The organism is Neobacillus nitrireducens, from assembly GCF_030915405.1.
In the GTDB taxonomy this organism is placed as follows: Bacteria; Bacillota; Bacilli; order Bacillales; family Cytobacillaceae; genus Neobacillus.
This window is the reverse complement of the sequence record NZ_CP133262.1, coordinates 3521176-3544578: the sequence shown is the minus strand read 5'-3', so window position 1 is coordinate 3544578 and position 23403 is coordinate 3521176. Positions and strand designations below refer to the sequence as shown.

General features: G+C 39.2%; 21 protein-coding genes and 1 pseudogene. 8 read left to right on the top strand and 14 right to left on the bottom strand.

Annotated elements, in window-relative coordinates; all coding sequences use genetic code 11:
• The first annotated feature begins 3 nt into the window (after positions 1 to 3).
• Together RCG22_RS17155 and RCG22_RS17150 are read left to right on the top strand one after the other, a co-directional pair.
• The gene (locus tag RCG22_RS17155) at positions 4 to 237 is read left to right on the top strand and encodes a spore germination protein (RefSeq protein WP_308103918.1); all 234 of its coding nucleotides are present in this window, start codon (positions 4 to 6) and stop codon (positions 235 to 237) included.
• A 58-nt stretch (positions 238 to 295) separates the two neighbouring features.
• Positions 296 to 532: a spore germination protein gene (locus tag RCG22_RS17150; RefSeq protein WP_308103917.1), complete on the top strand. Its 237-nt coding sequence runs from the start codon at positions 296 to 298 to the stop codon at positions 530 to 532.
• 1192 nt (positions 533 to 1724) lie between these two features.
• Here RCG22_RS17150 and RCG22_RS17145 read toward each other — a convergent pair.
• Entirely contained in the window at positions 1725 to 2231 is a 507-nt protein-coding gene (locus RCG22_RS17145; RefSeq protein ID WP_308103916.1) for a VanZ family protein, read from the bottom strand.
• Between the two features lie 205 nt (positions 2232 to 2436).
• Here RCG22_RS17145 and RCG22_RS17140 point away from each other — a divergent pair, with 205 nt between their 5' ends.
• A complete protein-coding gene (locus RCG22_RS17140; protein WP_308103915.1) occupies positions 2437 to 2997 on the top strand; it encodes a CBO0543 family protein in 561 nt (186 codons plus the stop codon).
• Positions 2998 to 3150: 153 nt separating this feature from the next.
• Positions 3151 to 3324, top strand: coding sequence for a hypothetical protein (locus RCG22_RS17135; protein WP_176525458.1), 174 nt, complete (start codon positions 3151 to 3153; stop codon positions 3322 to 3324).
• A 393-nt stretch (positions 3325 to 3717) separates the two neighbouring features.
• On the opposite strand, the gene RCG22_RS17130 is transcribed toward RCG22_RS17135, so the two are convergent.
• From RCG22_RS17130 to uxaC, 7 genes are all read right to left on the bottom strand, one after another.
• A complete protein-coding gene (locus RCG22_RS17130; RefSeq protein WP_308103914.1) occupies positions 3718 to 4701 on the bottom strand; it encodes a sugar kinase in 984 nt (327 codons plus the stop codon).
• Entirely contained in the window at positions 4688 to 5341 is a 654-nt protein-coding gene (locus tag RCG22_RS17125; RefSeq protein WP_308103913.1) for a bifunctional 4-hydroxy-2-oxoglutarate aldolase/2-dehydro-3-deoxy-phosphogluconate aldolase, read from the bottom strand. The genes RCG22_RS17130 and RCG22_RS17125 overlap by 14 nt, the downstream gene beginning before the upstream one ends.
• 57 nt (positions 5342 to 5398) lie before the next feature.
• Positions 5399 to 6886: a UxaA family hydrolase gene (locus RCG22_RS17120; RefSeq protein WP_308103912.1), complete on the bottom strand. Its 1488-nt coding sequence runs from the start codon at positions 6884 to 6886 to the stop codon at positions 5399 to 5401.
• Positions 6887 to 6898: 12 nt separating this feature from the next.
• The gene (locus RCG22_RS17115; RefSeq protein ID WP_308103911.1) at positions 6899 to 8368 is read right to left on the bottom strand and encodes a tagaturonate reductase; all 1470 of its coding nucleotides are present in this window, start codon (positions 8366 to 8368) and stop codon (positions 6899 to 6901) included.
• A gap of 98 nt (positions 8369 to 8466) precedes the next feature.
• Positions 8467 to 9459, bottom strand: coding sequence for a LacI family DNA-binding transcriptional regulator (locus tag RCG22_RS17110; RefSeq protein ID WP_308103910.1), 993 nt, complete (start codon positions 9457 to 9459; stop codon positions 8467 to 8469).
• A 150-nt stretch (positions 9460 to 9609) separates the two neighbouring features.
• Positions 9610 to 11022: a glycoside-pentoside-hexuronide (GPH):cation symporter gene (locus tag RCG22_RS17105; RefSeq protein WP_308103909.1), complete on the bottom strand. Its 1413-nt coding sequence runs from the start codon at positions 11020 to 11022 to the stop codon at positions 9610 to 9612.
• 247 nt (positions 11023 to 11269) lie between these two features.
• The gene (uxaC, locus tag RCG22_RS17100) at positions 11270 to 12676 is read right to left on the bottom strand and encodes a glucuronate isomerase (protein ID WP_308103908.1); all 1407 of its coding nucleotides are present in this window, start codon (positions 12674 to 12676) and stop codon (positions 11270 to 11272) included.
• Positions 12677 to 12871: 195 nt separating this feature from the next.
• On the opposite strand from uxaC, the gene RCG22_RS17095 reads away from it, so the two are divergent.
• Positions 12872 to 13033 carry a hypothetical protein gene (locus RCG22_RS17095; RefSeq protein ID WP_308103907.1) on the top strand — a complete coding sequence of 54 codons (162 nt, stop codon included), beginning with the start codon at positions 12872 to 12874 and terminating at the stop codon, positions 13031 to 13033.
• 837 nt (positions 13034 to 13870) lie between these two features.
• On the opposite strand, the gene RCG22_RS17090 is transcribed toward RCG22_RS17095, so the two are convergent.
• The 3 genes and pseudogenes from RCG22_RS17090 to RCG22_RS17085 all read right to left on the bottom strand — a co-directional run bounded on the left by RCG22_RS17090 (position 13871) and on the right by RCG22_RS17085 (position 16328).
• Positions 13871 to 14533, bottom strand: coding sequence for a DNA-binding response regulator (locus RCG22_RS17090; protein WP_308103906.1), 663 nt, complete (start codon positions 14531 to 14533; stop codon positions 13871 to 13873).
• Positions 14534 to 15455: 922 nt separating this feature from the next.
• Positions 15456 to 15674: pseudogene (locus RCG22_RS25450) on the bottom strand (DUF2975 domain-containing protein); the annotation flags it as partial.
• A gap of 27 nt (positions 15675 to 15701) precedes the next feature.
• A complete protein-coding gene (locus RCG22_RS17085) occupies positions 15702 to 16328 on the bottom strand; it encodes a YcnI family copper-binding membrane protein (protein ID WP_308103905.1) in 627 nt (208 codons plus the stop codon).
• Between the two features lie 188 nt (positions 16329 to 16516).
• Between RCG22_RS17085 and RCG22_RS17080 the strand changes: the two genes are divergently transcribed.
• The 3 genes from RCG22_RS17080 (at position 16517) to RCG22_RS17070 (ending at position 18795) form a co-directional block, all read left to right on the top strand.
• A complete protein-coding gene (locus RCG22_RS17080; RefSeq protein WP_308103904.1) occupies positions 16517 to 17317 on the top strand; it encodes a sensor histidine kinase in 801 nt (266 codons plus the stop codon).
• Positions 17317 to 17958, top strand: a complete 642-nt coding sequence (locus RCG22_RS17075; protein WP_308103903.1) for a response regulator — start codon at positions 17317 to 17319, stop codon at positions 17956 to 17958. The genes RCG22_RS17080 and RCG22_RS17075 overlap by 1 nt, the downstream gene beginning before the upstream one ends.
• Before the next feature lie 561 nt (positions 17959 to 18519).
• On the top strand, positions 18520 to 18795 hold the full coding sequence (locus RCG22_RS17070; RefSeq protein WP_308103902.1) for a CC/Se motif family (seleno)protein: 276 nt from the start codon (positions 18520 to 18522) through the stop codon (positions 18793 to 18795).
• Between the two features lie 51 nt (positions 18796 to 18846).
• Here RCG22_RS17070 and RCG22_RS17065 read toward each other — a convergent pair whose 3' ends face one another.
• From RCG22_RS17065 to RCG22_RS17055, 3 genes are all read right to left on the bottom strand, one after another.
• Positions 18847 to 20652 carry a carbon starvation CstA family protein gene (locus tag RCG22_RS17065; RefSeq protein ID WP_308103901.1) on the bottom strand — a complete coding sequence of 602 codons (1806 nt, stop codon included), beginning with the start codon at positions 20650 to 20652 and terminating at the stop codon, positions 18847 to 18849.
• A 135-nt stretch (positions 20653 to 20787) separates the two neighbouring features.
• Positions 20788 to 21525, bottom strand: a complete 738-nt coding sequence (locus RCG22_RS17060) for a LytR/AlgR family response regulator transcription factor (RefSeq protein ID WP_308103900.1) — start codon at positions 21523 to 21525, stop codon at positions 20788 to 20790.
• The gene (locus RCG22_RS17055; protein WP_308103899.1) at positions 21500 to 23284 is read right to left on the bottom strand and encodes a LytS/YhcK type 5TM receptor domain-containing protein; all 1785 of its coding nucleotides are present in this window, start codon (positions 23282 to 23284) and stop codon (positions 21500 to 21502) included. The genes RCG22_RS17060 and RCG22_RS17055 overlap by 26 nt, the downstream gene beginning before the upstream one ends.
• Between the last annotated feature and the right edge of the window lie 119 nt (positions 23285 to 23403).

The window sequence follows — 23403 nt, the reverse complement described above, 5'->3', positions numbered from 1 at the left end:
ACCATGACATTTGCGCCTGCGACACTTAACATTTTGGGTATAAAAATTAATGCCATTGACCATGGAGCAGTTGTTAATCTAGGGCCAAGTCAGCACGTGGACTTGTTTGTCTCCTATAAGCGGAATCAAGGAATTGGAGAACAAAATGGAGACTTATCCCCTACTCTGGCTTCAACTTCTTGGGTGCTTGACAATGATTTAATTGATAGTTCCTCCGTAAAATCAAGTATCCTATAGCATCTTGCTCCATCTACCCTGAGCTTTGGGGTATACATCAAAAAATAGGAGTGTTTACATGTTTTTTATATCTCCGATGGTCATCAATGTGTTGGGCGTTAAAATTAATAGCATTGACAATGGAGCAGTCGCAAATACGGGTTCGTTACAAATAATTGACCAATTTGTTTCCTATAAGCGAAATCAGGCATTTGGAGAAGCACTCGGTGACTTGTCCCCTGTCAATCTCTCATCTAATACCGTAGTTGACCCCGATGTCAGTGATAGCAATTCCATTAAAAATAGTGTTGTTTGACACTTTTTATGTGTCATTTATGTAGAAAAAGGCGATTCCTAATTATTATTAGAGATCGCCTTTTTCTACTGTCATTTACTTTGATTCCACTTAGAAGAATCAGCCAACTGTTTTCCCATAAGGATTTATAGTAGTCTAAGAGCTCTACCCCAAAATTCTCAAATTTTAGTCAAAAAATAACGAACGAATGATTTCTAAAAAAGCTGACGGAGTTGATTGCTTGACCAATTTCATTCCAGAAAAGCTATCTGTTGAATACATAAATAGTGTTATTGCTACTTTTCACCTACACTTCAGCAAATTTCCCTATCAATCAAACGTTTGATTAAAACGACCTCACCCCTTGGTACATAAGCCTCAAACCTACATGAGTCTAAAATAAGTTGTAGAAAATTATCAAAAAAATAGTAGGTTCCTATCGAAAAGTCATTATACGACACCTTTTCGACGAAACAACAAAAAGGATATACTAATCAAACGTTTGGTTGAAATCCCAACAAGAACTGATATATCAGAATTCCACCTGCAAAGTAAGCACAAAGAATGTCGATAGGATTTTTTCATTTCGCAGGAAATAATGCACTTTCCAACAAAATCAGTTGGTTTCTACAGGATTCTAGTAATTCCCCGCCTTTCGGACACCATCTTGCTTTTTGGGGCCTTTCTTGTCCCAAGTTGACACGACTTCGGACACGACCTTGCTTTGTTGGACCTTGCTTGTCCGAAGTTAACATGACTTCGGACATGATCTTGCTTTTTTGGACCCTCCTTGTCCGAAGTTTACACGACTTCGGACACGACCTTGCTTTTTGGGACCTTCCTTGTCCGAAGTTAACACGACTTCGGACACCATCTTGCTTTTTTGGGCCTCCCTTGTCCGAAGTTGACACAACTTCGGACAAGACCTTGCTTTTTTGGACCTTCCTTGTCCGAAGTTTACACGACTTCGGACACCATCTTGCTTTTTTGGACGTTCCTTGTCCGAAGTTTACACGACTTCGGACACCATCTTGCTTTGTTGGACCTTCCTTGTCCGAAGTTAACACGGCTTCGGACACCATCTTGCTTTTTTGGGCCTCCCTTGTCCGAAGTTGACACAACTTCGGACAAGACCTTGCTTTTTTGGACCTTCCTTGTCCGAAGTTTACACGACTTCGGACATGACCTTGCTTTTTTTGGCCCCCCTTGGACATCAAAGTTTAGCTTTATTAAATGACTTTTGTTTTACCATTTTATTCACTAGTTGATAAATCCCAATTCCTACAACGGCTCCCGCACTATCAATGAAAACATCCTTTACCTGCGGACCTCTACCCGGTACAAAAATTTGGTGAAATTCATCGGAAGCGGCATAAAGGACGCAAATCCCAATAGCTAAAAGTAAGTTCTTACCTTTTGGGATCTCACCTTTTCTCAAAGCGTTTCGTACCAAAATAGCAAGGATTAAGTAGGCAAAGAAATGCGCGTTTTTTCTTACGATATGATTTACTTGTTCCATATTCAAATCTGCCCCAGGAGTAATTTTATTCAATAGTTCGATCAACTTTTCGGTTACTCCCGTACTAAGAGAGTTAGATTCGGTAGCTGGTTGAGCAGACATATTAAATATAAGAAACATCCAAAGGAATACTAAAATCCAAGGTATGAGTGATTGGATTTTCTGATTAACTGACATTGTCTTTTCCATTTTATTTTGCACGTTAATTACTCCTAAAAAATTTTATTAAATCTTATTCTATCATTTACGGTGGAGAAGTCCTATTATCATCTGCAGATTACCGGTTATTTCAACACTAATCAATCGTTTGACTATTATAGGTTCTTCTTTTTTATTAAGTATATTTATGAAATCTTTGAAAACAATAACAGCTATAATGTATGTTTGTTGGAGAAGGTGGATAACTATGGGTTACCAAGATGGATTGGAGCTAGTGGATAAAGCTACTCAAAAACTAACGGAATCGAATCAATTATACGTTGAAGCAATTATGAATGGTTTATTATTTTCATGGCAATGGTGGATTGCTCTAGGAATGCTAATTGTACCCTGGGTTTTATGGGGGATATTTCGAAACAAGGAAAGCTCGGCTCGTATTTTTTCCGCAGGTTTATTGATGATGGTACTATCAGAAATTCTAGATACTATGGGTGTTAGTTATGGGAAATGGGCTTATCCTGTTAAAGTTATACCAGTAGCAACAATAAATTTTTCCTTTCGACTCTCTCTTTTACCTGTGCTTTTAATGTTTTTCTTACAAATTAAGCCACAATTTAATTCACTGATAAAAGCTGTGTTGTTCGGTGGATTTGGTGCATATATAGGCTTACCATTATTAGGTATGATCGACTTATATAAAAAAATGGATTGGGCATATACTTATTCATTTTTTATACTAACTATTTTCTATTTATTTGCCCATTGGTATAGTCGAAGAGATACCTTTGAACAAATTAAATGTAAATAATTTTAAATGTGAAAATACCATGCTGGAACATCCGCATGGTTTTTTTGCATGGTATAAACTATCAAAATTTTGTCCATCCTTATTATATAAAAAATAGGTTAGGAGATTGGCGAACCTGATCATGACACTTTTGATATATAGGGGTGATATTCAATGAGCACAGAAGAATTGAATAAAATTATTGCCGTTAAAAAGATGGATTTAGAGGAATGTGAGCAAGAACTTAACAGTCGTTACTATCCCTCTATCGTGAGAATAGCAATGATGAATTACATTTCAGTCCTACAGGAACAATTGGAAAAGTTTAATCATGCAATCGAGAAATAATTACTATTAAAATTAAGTTTACTTTCTATGAGAACCACCCTTTTGCTTGCTTATCACAGCGTGGGGCGGTTCTTCTTAGTACCGCCAGAACCGTCCCCATGGTCCATATGATAAATAGACGGAAAAATTCCGCTTAATTAGTAATTATTAATAAAGAAGGCTTAAATAGACGGAGAGATTCCGCCTATTGACTCGAAAAATGCGAAAATAAGAGATTTTGCTTGGCATAGTCGGAAAACCTCCGCTTATATCCCCCGAACCGAGATCTATTCTACATTTTACCGGAAATTCTCCGCTTATTTTACTTTTGCTGGTTACTCAATTAAAGACAAGACATCTTATTTAAAAAGAAACTCTCCAATTATGAGCTGCACCCCAAACTTCATGACCTATTTATCTCTTTACTTCTGCCTTTCCTACGACTAAGGCATTTAGCTCGTCCAACGTTGGTATACCTTCCCAATCTCCCCTAAATTGTGTGGCTAAAGCTCCAAAGATATTCGCTCGATTTAAAGCCTTGTTTAAGGATGACGATGTCATGGCAGCTTGTTCATCTAGAAAGACCGAGAGAAATCCTGCTGCAAAGGCATCCCCAGCACCAACTGTGTCAATAACATTTTTCACAACATGCGGTGCCGCTTTAACCGTATTCCCCTCGATAAAACCAATAGAACCCTCTTCCCCGAGCTTTAAAGCAACAATTTTCGGTCCCATTTCAAGGAACATTTTCCCGTAATCTTCAATCGATTGATACCCGAGAGGGAACTGCGCTTCTTCCACTCCTGGAAGAAACACATCACATAATGGGATAAGAGAGAGCAGAAACCTTCTTGCCTCCTCCTCACTCCAAAGCTTTCTTCTTAGGTTAGGGTCGAAAGAAATAGTTAATCCCATTTCTTTCGCCAATTCCATGGTTTTCCGAATCATTGCAGCGGCATTTTCACTCAATGCAGGTGTAATTCCAGTAACATGGAGATGTCTTGCACCTTCCATCCATTCCATACATACATCGGATGGTTTCATATGACTGGCAGCTGAATTTTTTCGATAATAGGATACGTCTGGGTCACCAAAGCTTTTTGTTTCCTTAAAATAAACAGCCGTTGGGAATCGCTCATCACGAATCGCATTCGATACATCCACGCCTTCTCCAGCAAGAGTGGACAGGATAAAATCACCAAACGAATCTTTCCCTAGTTTGCTAATCCACCTCACCTTTTTGCCTAAACGCGTTAATCCTATGGCCACATTGGATTCTGCTCCAGCTAATGACTTTGTAAAAAGAGGTTCATACTTAATGCCCTTATCACCCATCGGCTGAAACAGAACCATGCTTTCACCAATCGTTACAACATCCGCTCTGTTATTTGGTTGCATATGCCTCAACCTCTTTGGCAAGTTTGGTATAGGCAGAGGCCATTTGTGTAATTTGTTCGAAATCACCTTTTTGAATCAAACGATTGTTGACAAGATTTCCGCCAAGACCTACTGCAATCGCTCCATAGCCCAGAACTTCTTTCATATTATCCAGGTTTACTCCGCCTGTTACCATCATAGGAATATGCGGAAGTGGTCCACGTATATCTTTAATGTATTTCATTCCCATAGAACCGATTGGAAAAACCTTTACAGCGCTAGCCCCGAGAGCATAGGCCCTAACGATCTCGGTTGGTGTCAACGTACCCGGCCATACCTCTACGCCCTGTCCAAGTCCATATGTTAAAACTTCTTCGTCAAGGTTAGGAGAAACAATATACTCCGCACCTGCCTGAACCGCCTCCTTGGCCATCTGTAAATTTAAAACCGTACCTGCGCCAATTCTTAATTGATCGCCAAATTTTCCTTTTAATTCGTTAATCATAGGGAGAGCACCGTCAGTATTTAACGTGACTTCTAAAAAGGAAATCCCCCCAGCTAGTAATGCCTTTGCTGTCTGCTCCCCGCTCCCAGTTGGAATTCCGCGAATAATTGCCACCATTTTTTCCTCTTCTAATAATGAAACTAAGCCCTTTTCCACCATCATGCGCCTCCAGAATTGGGCCCTCATTCGATAAAAGAGCCCAAGTTATTAGATTTATAAGGTTACCCCTGTTTTAAAAATAGCAATCTCTCTAAAGTCATTTTTTTCATTGTTTACAAGCTCGCCACTTGCTACTGTAATGATATAATCAACAAAATCCTCTAATACTGCTTCCGCTGGCTGCTCAAGCAATACTCCAGCATTGTAGTCGATCCAATGAGGCTTCATTTCAGATAGCGGTGTATTGGTTGATACCTTCATTGTTGGAACATAGGTGCCAAACGGCGTACCCCTGCCGGTTGTAAACAGGACTAATTGACAGCCTGCCGATGCCAATGCTGAGGATGCCACAAGATCATTCCCGGGAGCACTCAATAGGTTCAAACCGTTATGCTTCAGTCTTTCCCCATATTTGAGTACGTCCACTACAGTGGAAGTCCCTGCTTTTTGTGTACAGCCAAGCGATTTATCCTCTAGTGTCGTGATGCCTCCTGCTTTGTTTCCTGGTGAAGGGTTTTCATAGACTGGCTGGTTATTTGCGATAAAATATTGCTTAAATTCATTGATTAATTCGACGGTTTTAGCGAATACCTCCTCATTTGCTGCCCGTTCCATGAGAATGGTTTCAGCACCAAACATTTCAGGTACCTCGGTTAAAACGGTTGTTCCTCCTTGGGCTACAAGGAAGTCTGACAGCTTCCCAAGCAGTGGATTGGCTGTAATACCTGAAAGCCCATCCGATCCCCCGCATTTCAACCCAATTTTCAATTCGGATAATGGGACGTCTTCACGCTTATCATTTTTAGCATTTTCATAGATTTCCTTTAATAACTTCACACCTTCCTCAATTTCATTAGAAACCTCCTGCGAAACGAGGAACTTCACGCGGTCTTCATCATATTCTCCAAGGCTCTCTTTAAATTCGTATAAATTATTATTCTCACAGCCAAGTCCGAGAACCAGTACACCGCCAGCATTGGGATGAACAACGGTATCCCGTAAAATACTTCTTGTATTTTCATGGTCATCACCGAGCTGAGAACATCCGTAGTTATGCTTAAGGACAAGTACATTTTCAAACGGGCTGATATCGCCTACTTCTTTTTCAAAACGCTTAATGATCGTTTCCGCTACACCATTTACACAACCAACGGTCGGCACAATCCATAGCTCGTTGCGGATACCTGCATGACCGTTTTTCCGTTTAAAGCCTTTAAAGAACAAATTCTTATGATGATAGGGGTTATTCGTGAGCTTCTGATTGAATTGGTACTCTTGAATCCCCTCAAGATTAGTTTTCGTATTTTGTGTGTGAACGGGCTCTCCAACATCAATGGGCTTTATGGCGTGCCCAATGGGATAACCGTACTTGATGACATGTTCCTCATTCTTGATTTCCTTTATGGCGATCTTATGGCCCCTCTTGACATCTTCCTTGACGACGATTTCACGATCATTTACTTGAATGGACCTGCCTTTAGCTAAATCCTGTAAAGCGACCACAACATTATCATTTTCATTGATCCGGATAATTTCTAACATGATGTTTCCCCCTTAGTTTTGCACTTTCTCCTTTAATACAGCTTCTACTGCCATTTGCATGCCTTTTGTTTCAATTTCAAAAAGATAATTGGTGACCGCATCGGTTAGTCCTGGAAATGCATTTAAGTCCATTTCCCAATTCTTTTCGTATCCTAAAATCGTGCTGACAAGGGCTCTTACGCTTTCAACAGTTCCGTCAAATGCTCCCCATTGTTCACGGAACAAGTCAAGAATCTCCTTGTCATCTGACAATTGAATATCTTCTGCCCCTCTTTTTCCTTTATAGAAAGAAATGAGTGCTGCAAGGGAGAAGACAAGTTTTTCTGGTAATTCTTTTTTTCGATTAATGAACTCCACTAACGATGGCAGATCTCGTGTTTTGTATTTAGACATCGAATTTAGTGAAATGCTCATCAAGAAATGGTTGATAAATGGATTCATAAATCTTTCAAGAACAGCATGAGCAAAATAGTTTAATTCCTCAACCGGAAGATCCAATGTTGGTATGATTTCATCAAATATAAGTTCTTTAATAAATGGTCCCACGACCGGGTGGTCAACTGCTTCGGCTACTGTATCTAATCCATATAAATAAGACACGGGAGTCATGGCTGTATGAGCACCATTTAAAATACGCACTTTTCTTGTTCGATACGGTGTTAAGTCATCGACAAACAAGGTATTTAAACCGGCTAAATGGGTTGGGAACTCCTCTTTAATCCATTGTGGACCTTCAATCACCCATAAATGGAATTGTTCGCCGACGACAACCAGATCATCTTTGTAGCCAAGCTCTTCTGTCATTTCACCAATGGTATCCCTCGGGAAACCTGGGACAATCCTGTCGACAAGGCTGCAGCAGAAGGTGTTTGCTTCATTAAGCCATTGGACAAATTCCTCGCCAAGGTTCCATTGTGCAGCGTATTGGAGAACAATCTTTTTCAATTTTTCACCGTTACGGTCAATTAATTCACAAGGAATAATGATAAATCCCTTCTTCGCATCCCCCTGAAACACTTGGAAACGGTGATAAAGGAAGGCTGTTAGTTTTCCAGGGTAGCTTTTTTGCGGCTGATCTTCTAAGCGGTCTGTTTCGTCATAAGCAATTCCAGCTTCGGTTGTATTGGAGAAAATAAAGCGAAGTTCCGGATTTTTCGCCAGTTCCACAAATTGATCATATTGAGTGAACAAATCCAAGCCTCTGCTGACCGCATCAATTAAGGTATGCTCTTTAACAGCCTTTCCATCCTTCATTCCTTGTAAATAAAGGGTATACAATCCATCCTGTTCATTTAGCATTTTAACCATCCCGCTGCCAAGCGGCTGAACCACGACCACACTGCCATTAAAGTCCGTGGTTTTATTTAAAACATCGATTTGCCAATCAACGAATGCCCGTAAAAAATTCCCTTCACCAAATTGCAGAACTTTTTCTGGATAGTTTTTATGACCTTCGACTTGTTTCTTATTAAGCTTTTGCATGATTATTCCTCCTCATTATTTATGCACACGTGAACATTTTCTTTTAAAATGAAACCCGTCTACAAAGTTTTTACTTATAAACGGGAAAATGATTACTTTTATGGTGATACCGACTTTCGTACAATTAACTCTGTTTCAACAAAAGTCTTTTCACCATTAATCTCTTGATTTTCAACTGCTGCTAAGATCTTTTCTGCACCGAGCCTGCTGATTTTTTCAATCGGCTTTTTGACCGTTGTTAACGAAGGATTCGTATATTGTGCCGATTGAATATCATCAAAACCTATGACCGATATGTCACCAGGTACAGTTAATCCCTTGGCAAATACAGCATTTAGAGCTCCTACTGCCATATCATCATTGGAACAAAAAACGGCTGTTGGTGGGTTTTTTAAGGACAACAATTTCTCCATCGCCTTATATCCACTTTCCATATCATAATTTCCATTGACAATATATTCGGTGCGAATAGGAATTTCCTGATCAATCAATGCTTTTAAATAGCCTTCTCTCCGCTCCAAGGATGATTTAAACCCTTTAATCCCTTCAATGATGGCAATATCCTTGTGACCCTTTTGGATGAGATACTTTACCGCATGGCACGAACCTTCCCGGTCGTTCGATAAAATGTTAATCAGTGACCGGTCGTTGATCTCCCTATTAATGACGACCATCGGTATTTTTTGATGAAGTACGTGATAGATAAAGGCATTATCTACTTCACTTTGGCTCATGAGAATAATCCCATCGAACCGTCTATGGTGAATCGATGAAAAGTCTTGATAATCATCAATACCTCTTACAAACAAATTGTAATCTTCATTGATCACACTATTTACACCTTTTACAGTATCTGCAAAGAAACTGGGTGATGTACCATTTGAAATACTTGTAAAGAAAAGACCAATCGTATAAGACTTTTGCATGACAAGACTTTTGGCATTAAAGTTAGGTGTATAGTTTAGCTGGGCAGCTATTTCTTGTATCTTTCTTTTCGTCCCTGGCTTGATAAGCGGACTGTCATTTAATGCCCGGGATACAGTCGTATGGGATACATTTGCTAATTTTGCTATGTCTTTAATCGTAACCACGTTTTTTCACCCTTTACTTAAATTCCGCTTTAACTTTACCTCGAGTTCCTATTAAGGATACCTTAATAGCCGCCTAAGCTCCTAATTCTAAAAGACGGAAGACTGGAAAGAATCCCCTCGTCTTTTCATTATATAATTCTTAATTACCTTTTAGAAAGTTCCTTTTTCCCAACGGCCATTATTTAAATCGTTGGCAATGCTCTTGAATTTATCATCGGACAAGTTGTATAGCAAGCCGAGAATGACAGCCGCAATTAGTAGGGCAACTGCTGGATAAAGGGTCATTGTCCCCTTAATGCCAAGTAGTGTACCTGCAGTTTGGTGAGCATTTGCCACATAGCCAGTTGCAACAAGAACACCGGCAGAAACTAGCGCAGCAAGTGACTGGGCAATTTTGCGAGAAAAGTTGAATGCTGCATAAGTAACGCCTTCTTTACGAACACCAGTATGCCAATGTCCATAATCGATCGTATCTGAAACAAAAGCCCATGTCACACCATTTGAAATTGCTAAAGCTGCATAACCAATCGATACTAACACGATAAATGAGTAAATATTTGTCGGAATGATAAAGTTTAAACCATCGGCAACGACACCGATGAGCAAACCAGCCATAGCTGTTCTCTTTTTGCCGTAACGGCGTACTAAAAATGGAATTAACGTAATACCTGCAACTGAACTACCCATTTGAATGAAGTTAATAATTGGCTGTAAACCAACGTTACCAAGATTATATTGGCTGAAATAAATCATCATGGCGTTATTTGTATTCATTGCTGAAATCGTAAATAAGGTCATTAAGATTAAGCACCACAATGGACGGTTGGTAAAGATAACACGGAAATAATCTTTGACTGACTGTTTTTCTTTGTTTTTGGCATTTTCAGCTTTAATATGTTCTTTTGTATTTTTATAGCAAATCCAGAACCCGACCACACCGATCAACGCCATAATTGCAGCCGTTACCGGGTACCCAATTTTTTGATTAGGGAAAAGCATTAAAAGCGGAACAAAGGCAACGCCCGTAACCAACTGGGCACCAATCGAACCTGCCTGCCGTGTCGATGCCATAATCGACCGTTCACCGACATCCCTCGTCATAACGGAAGCCAAGGAACCATAAGGAACATTAGTAAACGAATAGATTAAACCCCATGCCATATAGGTACCATACGCCCATGCAATTTTCCCGCCCATTGACAGGTCAGGCATGGTAAAGGTAACGACCGTCATAACGGCTAGCAAAATAGAGGCCAGCATCATGACTGGGCGGAATTTACCGCGCTTACCGGGTGTCCTTGCGTCAATAAATGATCCTGCCAACGGATCCATAAAGGCATCAAAAATCTTCGTAATCGAGAAAACTCCCGCTGCCGCTGCGGCACTAATCCCAGCAACGTCAGTATAAAAATGCATTAAATAAGACTGGCCCAAGTCAAACATGAAGCCATTTCCAAAATCACCAAACCCATAACTGACTTTCTCTTTTGTGGTAATTTTATTAGAACCTGAATCGGAATCAATCGTATCTACATCTAATTTTTTTGCTACATTATTTGGCATAAATACACCACCTTTTTATAATAAGGACCTGCACTTGAATCATTAAATTTCACTAAAAGGAAACATGAAGTCGCTTACAAAACACCCTAAGCAATGGTGTATTTTTATTCTATTATGTTAGGTGTCTATTAGGATACTTGAAATAATCAGTTAATGTTTGATATAATTTTTTTGATAAGTTTTTTTAGAGTTCCACCTTGCTAGCATTATTCGCCAATAATCCTAGCAAAATAGGTGGTTCTTTTTTTTATAAGTCAAAACCAAAGTATTCCTTTGCATTTTCATAACAAATGCCTTGAACCATCTTGCCTAAAAACTCAATGTTATTGGGAACTTCCCCATTTTCAACCCATTCAGCAATCAGGGAAATGGCTACTCTTCTAAAATATTCATGTCTTGTGTAAGAAAGGAAACTTCTTGAATCCGTCAGCATCCCAATGAAACGGCTGAAAAGTCCCATATTGGATAGTGATTTCATTTGTTCCAGCATTCCATCCTTATTATCATTAAACCACCAAGCTGTTCCGAATTGAATTTTCCCAGGGATTCCGCCGCCTTGGAAATTACCAATCATAGAGGCAATCGTATGATTATCGTTAGGATTTAATGAATAGATAATGGTCTTAGGAAGTCCACTTTCCTGTTCAATCAAGTTTAGTAATTTAGATAATGGCTTGGCAATTCCTTCATCATTGATCGAATCCCAGCCAGTATCCGGACCCATGGCTTCAAACATTCTGCTATTGTTATTTCGCAACGCATTAATGTGCATTTGCATCGCCCAGCCTAACTCTTGATAAAGTTGGCCTAAAAACGCAAGAGTGAATGTTTTATATTTCTTTTCATCTTCGATCGAGACTTTATTGCCCTTTAAGGCTTGATTGAAAATGTCAGCAGCTTCTTCTTTTGTTGTATCCGCGTACATCATTTGATCAATCGCATGGTCGGAAACTCGGCAGCCCACTGAATCAAAGAATCTAACTCTTGATTCAAGCGCCTTCAAAAAATCATCATACGATTCAATTGAAATACTTGAGACGGTTTGGAGCGTTTCGACCCATTCCCCGAAAGTGTCCCGATTAATTTCTAAACCTTTATCAGGTCTAAAACTTGGTAAAACCTTCACATCAAAGTCATTTTCTTCTTTCAATTTAAGGTGATATTCAAGGCTATCCGTCGGATCATCTGTTGTGCACACTACTTTTACATTCGATTTTGTAATAAAATCTCTTGCTCCAAAGCCCTCGCTGTTTAATAAAGCATTCACCTTCTCCCAAATTTGGGGAGCGCTTTCTTCATCGAGTAAATCAAAAATCCCAAAGAACCTTTGTAATTCCAGGTGAGTCCAATTATATAACGGATTACCCATTGTCATCGGAACTGTTTTTGCCCAAGCCATGAATTTTTCATAATCACTTGCACTGCCAGAAATAAACTTTTCCTCAATCCCATTGCTTCTCATTAAACGCCATTTGTAATGATCACCATACAGCCATATTTCCGTAATATTTTTGAAGGTTTTATTTTCATAAATTTCCTTTGGACTTAAATGGCAATGGTAGTCAATAATCGGCATTTGCTTTGCATAATCATGATACAACTGAACTGCAGTTTCATTTTTTAAAAGAAAATTCTCATCCATGAAGTCTCGCATCCGTTCACCATCTTCCTAATATTTTAAAGGCAAATTGTTTTGTTAACGTTAACATAAATTTCGAAAAAAATTTTACTACTAAATATCGCCTTATAAACTAGCTGTTCATTTTGTTTCTTTGATAATGTTAACGTGAACATTTTGCTTGTTTTTATAATAGCTCGTATGAAGATATCTTTCAAGCGTTTTCAAAAAATGTTCAAAATTAAATTAACCATGGAAAATCATTTAAATCTATTTACTCTACCTAGTACCGGAACTCCATATTATCTCCAGCATGACCAATTGATCTTTGATGAAATGACAAACCTCGACCATTTTATTTTCTTCCTATTTCCCTTTCAATCAAACGTTTGATTAGAATCGCTGCAAGCCTTGATAAATAGGAATCAATCCTATGTAAACCACCCGCGTATATTAATAACTTAATTATAAAGAACAAAAGGCGCAAGCGCCCGTTTAGCTGCGTATGGGCTGGAGCGCTCCAACTGAGATAAAGGAAACACGGAGAGCGTTAGCGCATTCGTGCTTGACTTATCGTAGGGCGGAGAGCGAAGCCCACTAGCAGTTGGGTGCTGGAGCTGGATTCAGAAAACTATTTCAAGTTATCCACCACAAGTAATTTTATAATTTCCTAATCAATGAAAAAATGCACAAGCCCTCACTAAATGTGAGAGATTCTGCATTTCTGTTTAAAGGGACTTTTTTAGTGCCCTCCCTCCAACGGCACGGGGTGGTTTTCTTGTTTTCTAGAACGTTTTCCCGAAAGACATAAGCGCTCCATTCACGCATAACTCCCTTCAGAACTTCTCGAAGAATTTCAAGAAATGTTTCCATGAACATCACCTCCTTTCCGAAACGGAAAGAAGCGTAATAACCAGCCACCCCAACAATATTAAGCTGCAACTCCATTCTACCACTTAAAATCCACCTTATATCCTATCAATCTTCGACAAATATCAGGGTGTGACCTGCACCGAAATTCAAGAACCCAGCGAAAGTAAAATAAGCGGAATTTTTCCGGCTAAATGCAAAATGGAGCTCATTTCGGGGTGAATAAGCGGAAATTTTCCGCTTATTCAAAGCAAAATCTATCATTTTCATATTTTTCGAGTTAATAGGCGGAACTTTTCCGTCTATTTAGGCTATTTTTTATGATAATTACAAATTAAGCGGAATTTTTCCGTCTATTTTTCAAATCGGGTGCTTGACCTGATCACCCAACCGATAAGCGCGGATCCTTTTGGTCCCAGATGCGGGAATCAGCATTTTTTTTTCGACTAGTTGAGAAAGTACCTTTTTTACCGTCTTGTCACTTAGCTTTAAATTCCTCTCGATTTCGTTAGGGGATATGGCTTCTCCTTTTTGAATCGCTTGCCGCAGCACTTCCTTTTCGCCAAAGGACAAAGAGGTCTGGTCCAGTTCATCACCCAGCCATCGGCCAATTACTTGCTGAACAATCTGTTGACATCGACGAGGCTTCTCTTTAACTTGGTCATAAGAAAAGCGGATCACGGTCCATCCATCAATCACTAACTGGTTTTGACGTTCCAGGTTGTCAGAAAATTGCCATCTGCTTATGTTATTTAGGTGTGGGCCATACCCATCAACCTCAAAGCAAATCCGGATGGCGGGACGAATATAAGCAAAATCCAAATACCTTTTGCCATCCCTAAAATCATTGACTTCATATTCCGGATGAAGATACCGGAAATGATTGAATGAGGGCCACCACACTTGCTTCAAAAATAACCTTTCAGCCTGGTCGTGACCTTCTTGTAAGCGCCGCAGCCGTTCACCAGTTCTAGCCTGCAGGTGAGCATTCATAAAGGCCTGATATTCTTCTTCATATCCCATAGAATTCCTCCTCCTATCCAATGGTCATGTCTTTTACAACACCCTTTTTATAGCATACATACTCGATGCAATGAATGAATCATCTCCATTATTTATTCATTTGAACTTCGGACGGATTTTTAAAATTACGAAGTGAGTAAAAAAATGTGGTAGCAATTGAAGAAAGTTATAGTCAAATAAAGACTTACGAAGTAGCAAATAGAGAAGAATTAGAGGATGAAACTATCTTTAGTTTAATAGAATTCTATAATTTGTCAATTTCTATGGACATTAAGAAGACTCATTAGGCCCTGGCCTCTCCAACCTTATGAGAGCAAAGCGGAGACTAGAGGTAGACCTACACACATTTCAATCTTCCGTGTTATTAAAAGTTATGTTTTAGGAGTAACAGGCAGGTTAATTAATTGAACAAATATCAATTCACACGGAGGAAAGGCTTTTTTTTTTAACATTAGCTAATGATTCTGGGTTTTGCTTATTCCCTATAATGGCAGTTTCATTCCCGATAGAAATCCGAAATGAAATCATTGGTTTCTTTAGGGATAATGTCATCTGGATTAGGATCTTGAGCATTTCTAACCCTAACAGACCTGACCTAGGCAAATTTGACCTTGGACCTTCATGGTTCTGATCTAAAAAACCCGTCTCACTTCCATTTAAATAAGCATTGGGGAACCAGAGCGAAAGTCAATAAGCGGAATTTTTCCGGTTAAATGCAGAATGGAGCTCGTTTCGGGGGTGAATAAGCGGAAATTTTCCGCTTATGCAAAGCAAAATCTATCATTTTCATATTTTTCGAGTTAATAGGCGGAATTTATCCGTCTATTTAAGCTATTTTTAATGATAATTACTAAATAGGCGGAATTTTTCCGACTATTAATAAGATCGGATGCTTAACCTATTCTTATCATTTCTATTTCCGTTAAGAAGACTTAAAATTGCCATACCCTCCACCACAGACCGTCAAATCATATTCTGATTTTATGTTAATCGCTTCTTGTAGATGCTGCTGGAGGATAGCAGCAAAAACGGCAATATCCCGCCGGGGCAAAAAGATGAAGAGACCCACAAATCCAATAGGAGGGTCAACTTTCTTCGCTATAAAACGAAAGAGTAGCAAGCCTAATACATACAAACTATTAGGCCTACTGCACTTTGTGTCTATTTTTTACTTTTTACGAAAAGTACGGACAATCGCTACTAAGGAAAACAAAACTGCAAGCCCTGATAAGATTAAGGGAAGAGAGTCTCCTGTCTTTTCCGTCTTTGTTTCTACTTTATCGGTCTTTTGAGTTTCTTGGTTCGTATTCTTCGCATCATGATGGTCTTCTGTTGAGCCTGCTATAATATCCGTGATGGAATGTGGAGATTCGGAACCTTCATCACCTGTCCACTCTACAATACTACCATCTTTGTAATATTGAAATGCATCCCAGGCTGCTTTTGTTGCATTGTCCGGATTCTTTCCTACAAAAGTAAACTGTTGGAACTGACCTGACAAAATTCCTTCCCCTGTCGCTTCAAAGGTAAATGATTTGACAAGACCCTTCGCATCTTTTTCATCAGAATATTTCCATCCTGGAACGGGCTGATAGGATTTGATTTCCAATCCTGCCGGCGCTTTAATCGTAACCTTTGTTGTCGGCACATCCTTTTCAACTGGAACCTTAACTGTATACGTCTCCCACGCACCTGTTGTAGATTGTTTAGGCACTACCGAAACGTGGGCACTTGCTACACTTGCAAATAAAAATAATCCTAAAAAGCTTGGTATGAACAGTTTTAAAACCTTCATGTTGTCGTTCCCCCTATATTAAACTTGATAATATCAATTTACCTTAGACGGGGTAAACTACCTATGACCCATAAGGGCTAGTTCCTTTGAAAAATGTGACAGATTTTTGACAGAAAATCATATTTTAAAATATTGCCTTCATGGTACTATTAGAATATAAAAACTCAGGGATTTTAGGTGAATCATCAATGTCTTACAGAGATCTTAAATGGATTACGATTTTAATACCCACCATTCTGATTGGTGGATTTGAGTTTTTGCGGCACAGCGGCCCTTTCCTTCGAGGCATGTCCATGGAAACAGGAAATTATTTTATTATCATTTTAACCTTTATCGTTTCCTTCGCTTTTTCCAACTGGATGTTTAAGACGATTAAAGAACAAAACCATCGTATCTCTTCAGAACGAGAAATACGTGTCATATACGAAGAACGGGAAAGGCTGGCAAAGGAATTACACGACAACATTGCCCAAACCTTATTTTTATTAAAAGTTAACTTAAAAAAAGGAAAGCTTGATGATGCACAGGGTTTAGTCAATTCCATTGATTCGAACCTAAGACAAGCCATTTACAATTTACGGACCAGCCCAACCGAACATGTTACTTTATCAAAAAGAATAGAGAATTGGCTGGATGATTGGAATACGGTTTCTGGCATAGATTTAATACTTTCAATTACTATAAATGAAAACTATTTTACTCCCGCGGAAGAAGTTCAGCTGTTTAGTTTGATTCAGGAAGCATTCACAAATATAAGAAAGCATTCCGATGCAAAAAAAGCATCCCTTCTATTCGAAACCCGTCCAAATGAATGGAAGCTAATCATCGAGGACAATGGAAAAGGATTTTCGGAAAATGAAATTTCGGCAAACAAATACGGACTTCTTATGATGAAAGAGACCGTATCCAAATTAGGGGCTGCCATCGATATTTCCTCTGAAAAGAATCTTGGCAGCAAAATAAGCATCAAAGGAGTCAGGAAACAATAATGGAAAATTACCGGATATTAATTGCAGATGATCATCCTCATGCACGCCTTGCCATCATCGAAATGTTGGAGGGCGATTCTCTATTTTCTATTGTGGGGCAGGCAACGAATGGAAAGGAAGCGATTGAGTTCTGTGAGAAACTGCTGCCAGATATATTATTAATAGATATTAATATGCCCCTTTTGAACGGATTGGAGGCAACGAAAATAATCAAGGGGAAATTCCCCTATATAAAGGTGATCATTTTAAGCGTCTCCGATCATATCGAGGATTTATTTACGGCTATTCAGTATGGAGCACAAGGGTATTTACTGAAAAATATGGATCCAGATGATTGGCTGCAATACTTACGCTCGATTGTTGAGGGGTCTAATACAGCTGCCAAAGATCTGGCAGGAAAACTTCTCTATCAATTTAGGGAACGAGATTTACAAAACGCTCCATCCATCAGTTCTTTAACACCTCGTGAAAAAGAAATACTTCTCTTAGTTTCAAAAGGGTTAACAAACAAACAAATGGCCGAACAATTGTTTATTTCTGAGAATACCGTAAAGAACCATATGAAAAACCTTTTGGAAAAACTGAATCTAGAAAATCGAGTCCAGCTTGCTTCCTATGCTTTAAAAAATATCACAAAGTAGTTTGCCGGCCAATGATCTGTTTTCAATATCATATTTCTTCTTGTCGCGTGACAGTGTATGGAAATTTGGGAAACCAGCGAAAGTAAAATAAGCGGAGATTTTCCGGCTAAATGCAAAATGGAGCTTGTTTCGAGGTGAATAAGCGGAGATTTTCCGCTAATGCAAAACAAAATCTATGATTTTCATGTTTTTCGAGTTAATAGGCGGAAATTCTCCGTCTATTTAAGCTTTTTTTAATGATAATTACAAATTAAGCGGAATTTTTCCGTCTATTTTTCAAATCGGGTGTTTAACCTTGATGGCTGTCCGAAAATCCACTCGTTTACAACACTGAAACGGAAATTTTTTAAAGCCCCTAAATTGTTAATATGAAACATTAAGTCAAAAGAGTGTAACAACCAACCACCCCCAACAATATTCAGCTGTAATTTCATTCTACCATTTTATATCTATCTAAAAGCCTATCAATCTTCGACAAAGTTCAGAGCGTGACAGGCACCGTGATCGACAGGCGCTGGTATTTTTTGAGATAATAGGATGAATAGAAGGGGTGGACGAACGGTGAAGATTGAAATCGATTCAGGAGCTAAAGAATGGATTGCATTGAAAGGTAATGAGCTAACCGTAAAAACAATGGAAGTAAGAGCTTGCTGTGCTCCTGGAGTCCAGGATCTGGTAGCCGTTCCTGGGAAGCCGAAAAAAATAACGAGCTTTCATGAATTTATTATTGATGATGTCTCCATTTATGTACAAAAGAGTATTAGAGGCAAGGAAAAACTCACGCTCAAATTATCTGGTTTTAGTCTATTAAAATCTATTTCTGCAAAGCTTCAATAAGGATTCTTTTAAAAAAAACAGCACCCATTCAAGTGAATGGGTGCTTCCTTTTTAAGCAACTTCTTTTTCAGATTGTTCCACCAAGACATTTTGTGGAATTTTCCATAGCTTAATCCATTTAGCAATGGAAGTAACCATGATGACAATACCAAGGATCAGCATGACAATGGAAAGAATACCATTTAAGACGTTATAACCAGGGTTAGCTGCATTGAAGTAAACGTTTTTCACCATCCAATATCCTGCTACCATGACCGTTACAAACAAGTAGGCAAGCGGGACGAGGCAGGTCAGCATATACCAACGTTTTTCTGCGATCTTGAGCACGACTGTCGCACCAATGATGAGACCGATCGACGCCATCAATTGGTTGGATACACCGAATAGCGCCCAAACGGAGCTAATATCACCCGAGAATAGCAGATATCCCCAAATAAAGCAGGCTAACGCACTAGCAAAAATATTGGCTCCAAGTGAATCTGTCCGTTTTAACGGTTTAATGAAGTCACCTAAGAAATCTTGAATAAGGTAACGAGCAACCCTCGTTCCTGAGTCAATCGCCGTTAAAATAAATACTGCCTCAAATAGAATAACAAATTGATAGAAATAGGAAGCTAATTTTGCAAAAAACGGAACAGCAGCGAAAATGTATGTCATCCCAACTGCAAGTGTAACAGCTCCACCGGTTCTTCCTTCAAGGTCCATTCCAACTTCTTTACTAAGTTCATCTAGATGTACCGTTTCCATTCCGAGCGCGGCAAATTTCTCTGGTGTTGAATTGATCGCGAAATAATCGCCGGGTTGTAATGATACAGCGGCAATTAATGCCATAATGGCTACTAAACATTCAACAAGCATTGCGCCAAAGGCAACACCTTTCACATCGCTCCAACGATTAATCATCTTCGGTGTTGTACCAGAGCCTACGAAGGCGTGAAAACCGGAAATGGCTCCACAAGCAATGGTAATCGAAATAAATGGCCAAACTGGACCCGCTACAACAGGACCCCCGCCATTAAGGAATTCGGTAAATGCCGGGAATTGAACTTCTGGATTTACAATGAATACCCCGATAATTAACGCAGCAAATACACCAATTTTCATAAACGTACTTAAATAATCGCGTGGTGCCAGCAATAACCAAACAGGTAATGCCGCTGCAAAAAAAGCATAGATTGGAAGAATAAGTGCTAATGTGCTTTTTTCAAGGGTTAACATATCGCCAAACCATGTCCCTTGAATACTTGGTCCTAAGATGATGGCCGCCATAATTAATAGGAAGCCAACGGTTGTTGCAAGTTTTAAGTTTCCAGTCTTTTTATGATATAATCCAACACCCATAGCAATCGGAATCGTGATTCCAACCGCAAATGTTCCCCATGGGTTTCTTTCAAGTGCGCCAAGAACAACCATGGACAAGCCTGCCATCGTAATCGTGATAATGAATAACATCGCTAAGCCTGTACAAAATCCTGCCACAGGTCCAAGTTCTTCCTTCGCTACTTCTGATAAAGATTTTCCATCTCTACGCATCGATGCAAACAGAACGACCGTATCGTGAACGGCCCCACCAATAACGGCACCTATCAAAAGCCAAATTAATCCTGGTAAATAACCAAATTGTGCGGCAAGAATCGGGCCCACTAATGGACCTGCTGCTGCAATCGCTGCAAAATGGTGACCAAATACGACCCACTTATTCGTTGGGACATAGTCTCGTCCATCCTCAAATTTCTGAGCAGGAGTTGGTTTTGAATCATTAAGCTTTAAAACCTTTGCTGCCATGAAAGTACCATATAATCGATAAACTATTAAAAGAATACATATTGAAGCAATAACAATTGTAATCGCATTCATTATTATCTATTCCCCCTCCACTTTTGTTCTACGTCATCTATTTTACAAAATGAAAGCGTATTTACTTCATTTTCAGGATAGAATGCACAAATCGAAGGGTGAAATGCAAAAATGAATAAATGAAATGCAAAATATTCAAAAACCTAGCAACTGTTTTAATTCCTTTACATAGGTGCGGCTAACCGGAACTTTGGAGCCATCCATCATTTGTAAATTATAGGTAGAATTAAACCATGGTTCTATTTCAACAATATGATCTAAGTTGACGATAAAACTTCGATGAACACGTATAAATTTTGCCTTATTTAACTTTTTCTCTAAAACAACGAGGGCATCAGCCACTTTGTATGCTTGATTGTTTGTTATGATGTTGCACTTACCTTCACTAGCCTCTAAATAAAGGATGTCTGCCACCGTTAGTAAAATAATCCGTTCATCCGCAAGAACTGCTATTTTCCCATTACGGTTGTGCTTTATAGAGGATTCCGTCAGGATATTTTTATTTCCAATATTTTTCATTTTCTTGATTTTTTCCAAGGTTTTTTGAATACGTTCTTCATCAAAGGGTTTTAAAATATAATCGACGGCATCTAATTCAAATGCCTCTAAAGCATACTCATCATAGGCGGTAGCGAAGACAATAGCAGGCGTCTCCCCTAGGGTTGCTAATTGCCTTGCTAAGTTCAAGCCATTATCTTCAGCTAATTCAATATCCAAGAAAACAAGATCTGGTTTTAGCTCTGTAATATCAGCGACGGCATCCTCGATACAATCACCTTCCCCTAGGATTTCCACTTGCTCACTGCGAATAAGCAGGTATTTTAATTCATCTCTCGCTAATGGTTCATCATCCAATATATAGGCCTTCAACATCTTGATCAAACACTCCTTTACTATCCAGCGGAATGGTAATGGTAATGATCGCACCATGATCCACTTTACTTTTTAAAGTTAAGCTGGCTTGACCATTGTAAATTCCTTTTAGACGTTCACTTATATTAAATATCGCTGTACCATTTCCTTTTTTTGAATGGACCACCTGCTTACCGAGCAATTCAAGCTGGTCATCGGATATTCCTTTTCCATTATCAGCTACAATAATTTGCAAATAATTATTTTTTGAAAAAATGGATATCGTAATTCGCCCTTGAGATTTACTGCGAGGAAAACCATAGTGAATAGCATTTTCAACTAAAGGCTGCATGATAAACGGAGGAATCAGTACCTTTTCGAGCTCTGGCTCTATTTGAAAATCTATATGGTATTTGTTAGGAAAACGTGTCTGTTCTAATGATAAATAGGCCCTAACATTTGCTAATTCCTTTTCCAGAGGGATGAGCATCTGCCTGGCTCCTTGAAGGTTACCACGAAAAAATGAGCTAAGCTCCAATAATAATTTACGGGCTTTATCTGCATCTGTCCGGCAAAGGGCTGAAATGGTATTCATACTATTAAATAAAAAGTGCGGATGAATCTGCGCTTGTAAGGCTTTAATTTCAGCATCCTTTAATAGCTTCGTCTGTCTTTCTGCCTCAGCAAGCTCCAACTGTGTTGAAAATAGATTGGCCAGCCCTTCCGCTAATTCCTGCTGTACCTTATCCAGTTTATCTGGCTCCGTATAGTACATTTTTAGGGTACCAAAAATTTTATTTTTTACCTTTAATGGCAGAACAATCGCTGCTTCTAATGGACATTGACTATGAATACAGGAGATTTCCTCCTTCGATTTTGCCATCGCAATCTTTCCGTCTAAAAGCACTTTTCTCGTCAACCCGGTCTCAGGTTTTGACATGGGAATGTGATGATCAGAAGCCACACCGACATGGGCTAAAACTTGTTGGTCACTTGTGATGGAAACTGCATCTGCATCCGTCAGTTTTAACATAATTTCGGAAATTTCCTTGCATGAATGGATGTTTAGGCCTTGACGAAAGAAAGGTAAGGTTTGATCCGCAATAAGAAAGGCTTGATTGGTTTGATTCGCACGGGTACGTTCTTCGTCACGCTTAATGATCTGAATAATGAGCATGAACAGCAAGGTTCCTAAACCATTTCCGAAAATCATCGGCAAGCTAATGAGTTGAACGAGTTCCCAAGCATCGTTAAATGGTTTTGCAGCAACAAGAATGATTAACATCTGAACCGTTTCTAAAGCCATTCCAATGCTGACCGCAAAGCTGGGCGAAATTTGTTTCCCCTTTTGTTTTCGTTTTTTCCCAAAGTATCCAGCCACGATCCCAGCTAGAATGGTAGAAAGGGCACATGAAAGGGCAGTGAAGCCTCCAAGGGTATAACGATGGATTCCTGCAATGAGCCCGGCACCAATCCCAACAGCTGGTCCCCCCAATAAACCTCCAATCACAATCCCCATGACTCTTGTATTTGCTAGTGCACTCTCCTGGTTTATTTCAGAAAGCCACTCAGGCCTTCCAATTGTATGATGATAGACTTCAATTCCCGTATAATTACTAATAATGCCAAAGGTACCAAAAAGTAAAATCAGCAAAACTTTCTCATTTGGACTGTGCTTGTTTTGAATAACTTGGCGAAAAGATCGCATCTGCGAAAGCAAAAAAGCAACAATGACGATAATTCCAACCTTCTCAAGCATCAATGGAGCTAAATTGAACATCTTCTCCCCCCTTTACTTAAGTACTCAAACGCTTTTATTCATATCCTTGTCAACGCATTCATTCCCTCTACCTCATTATAAGAAATGACAGTCCATTCCGAAAGAGTATTATAGAATTA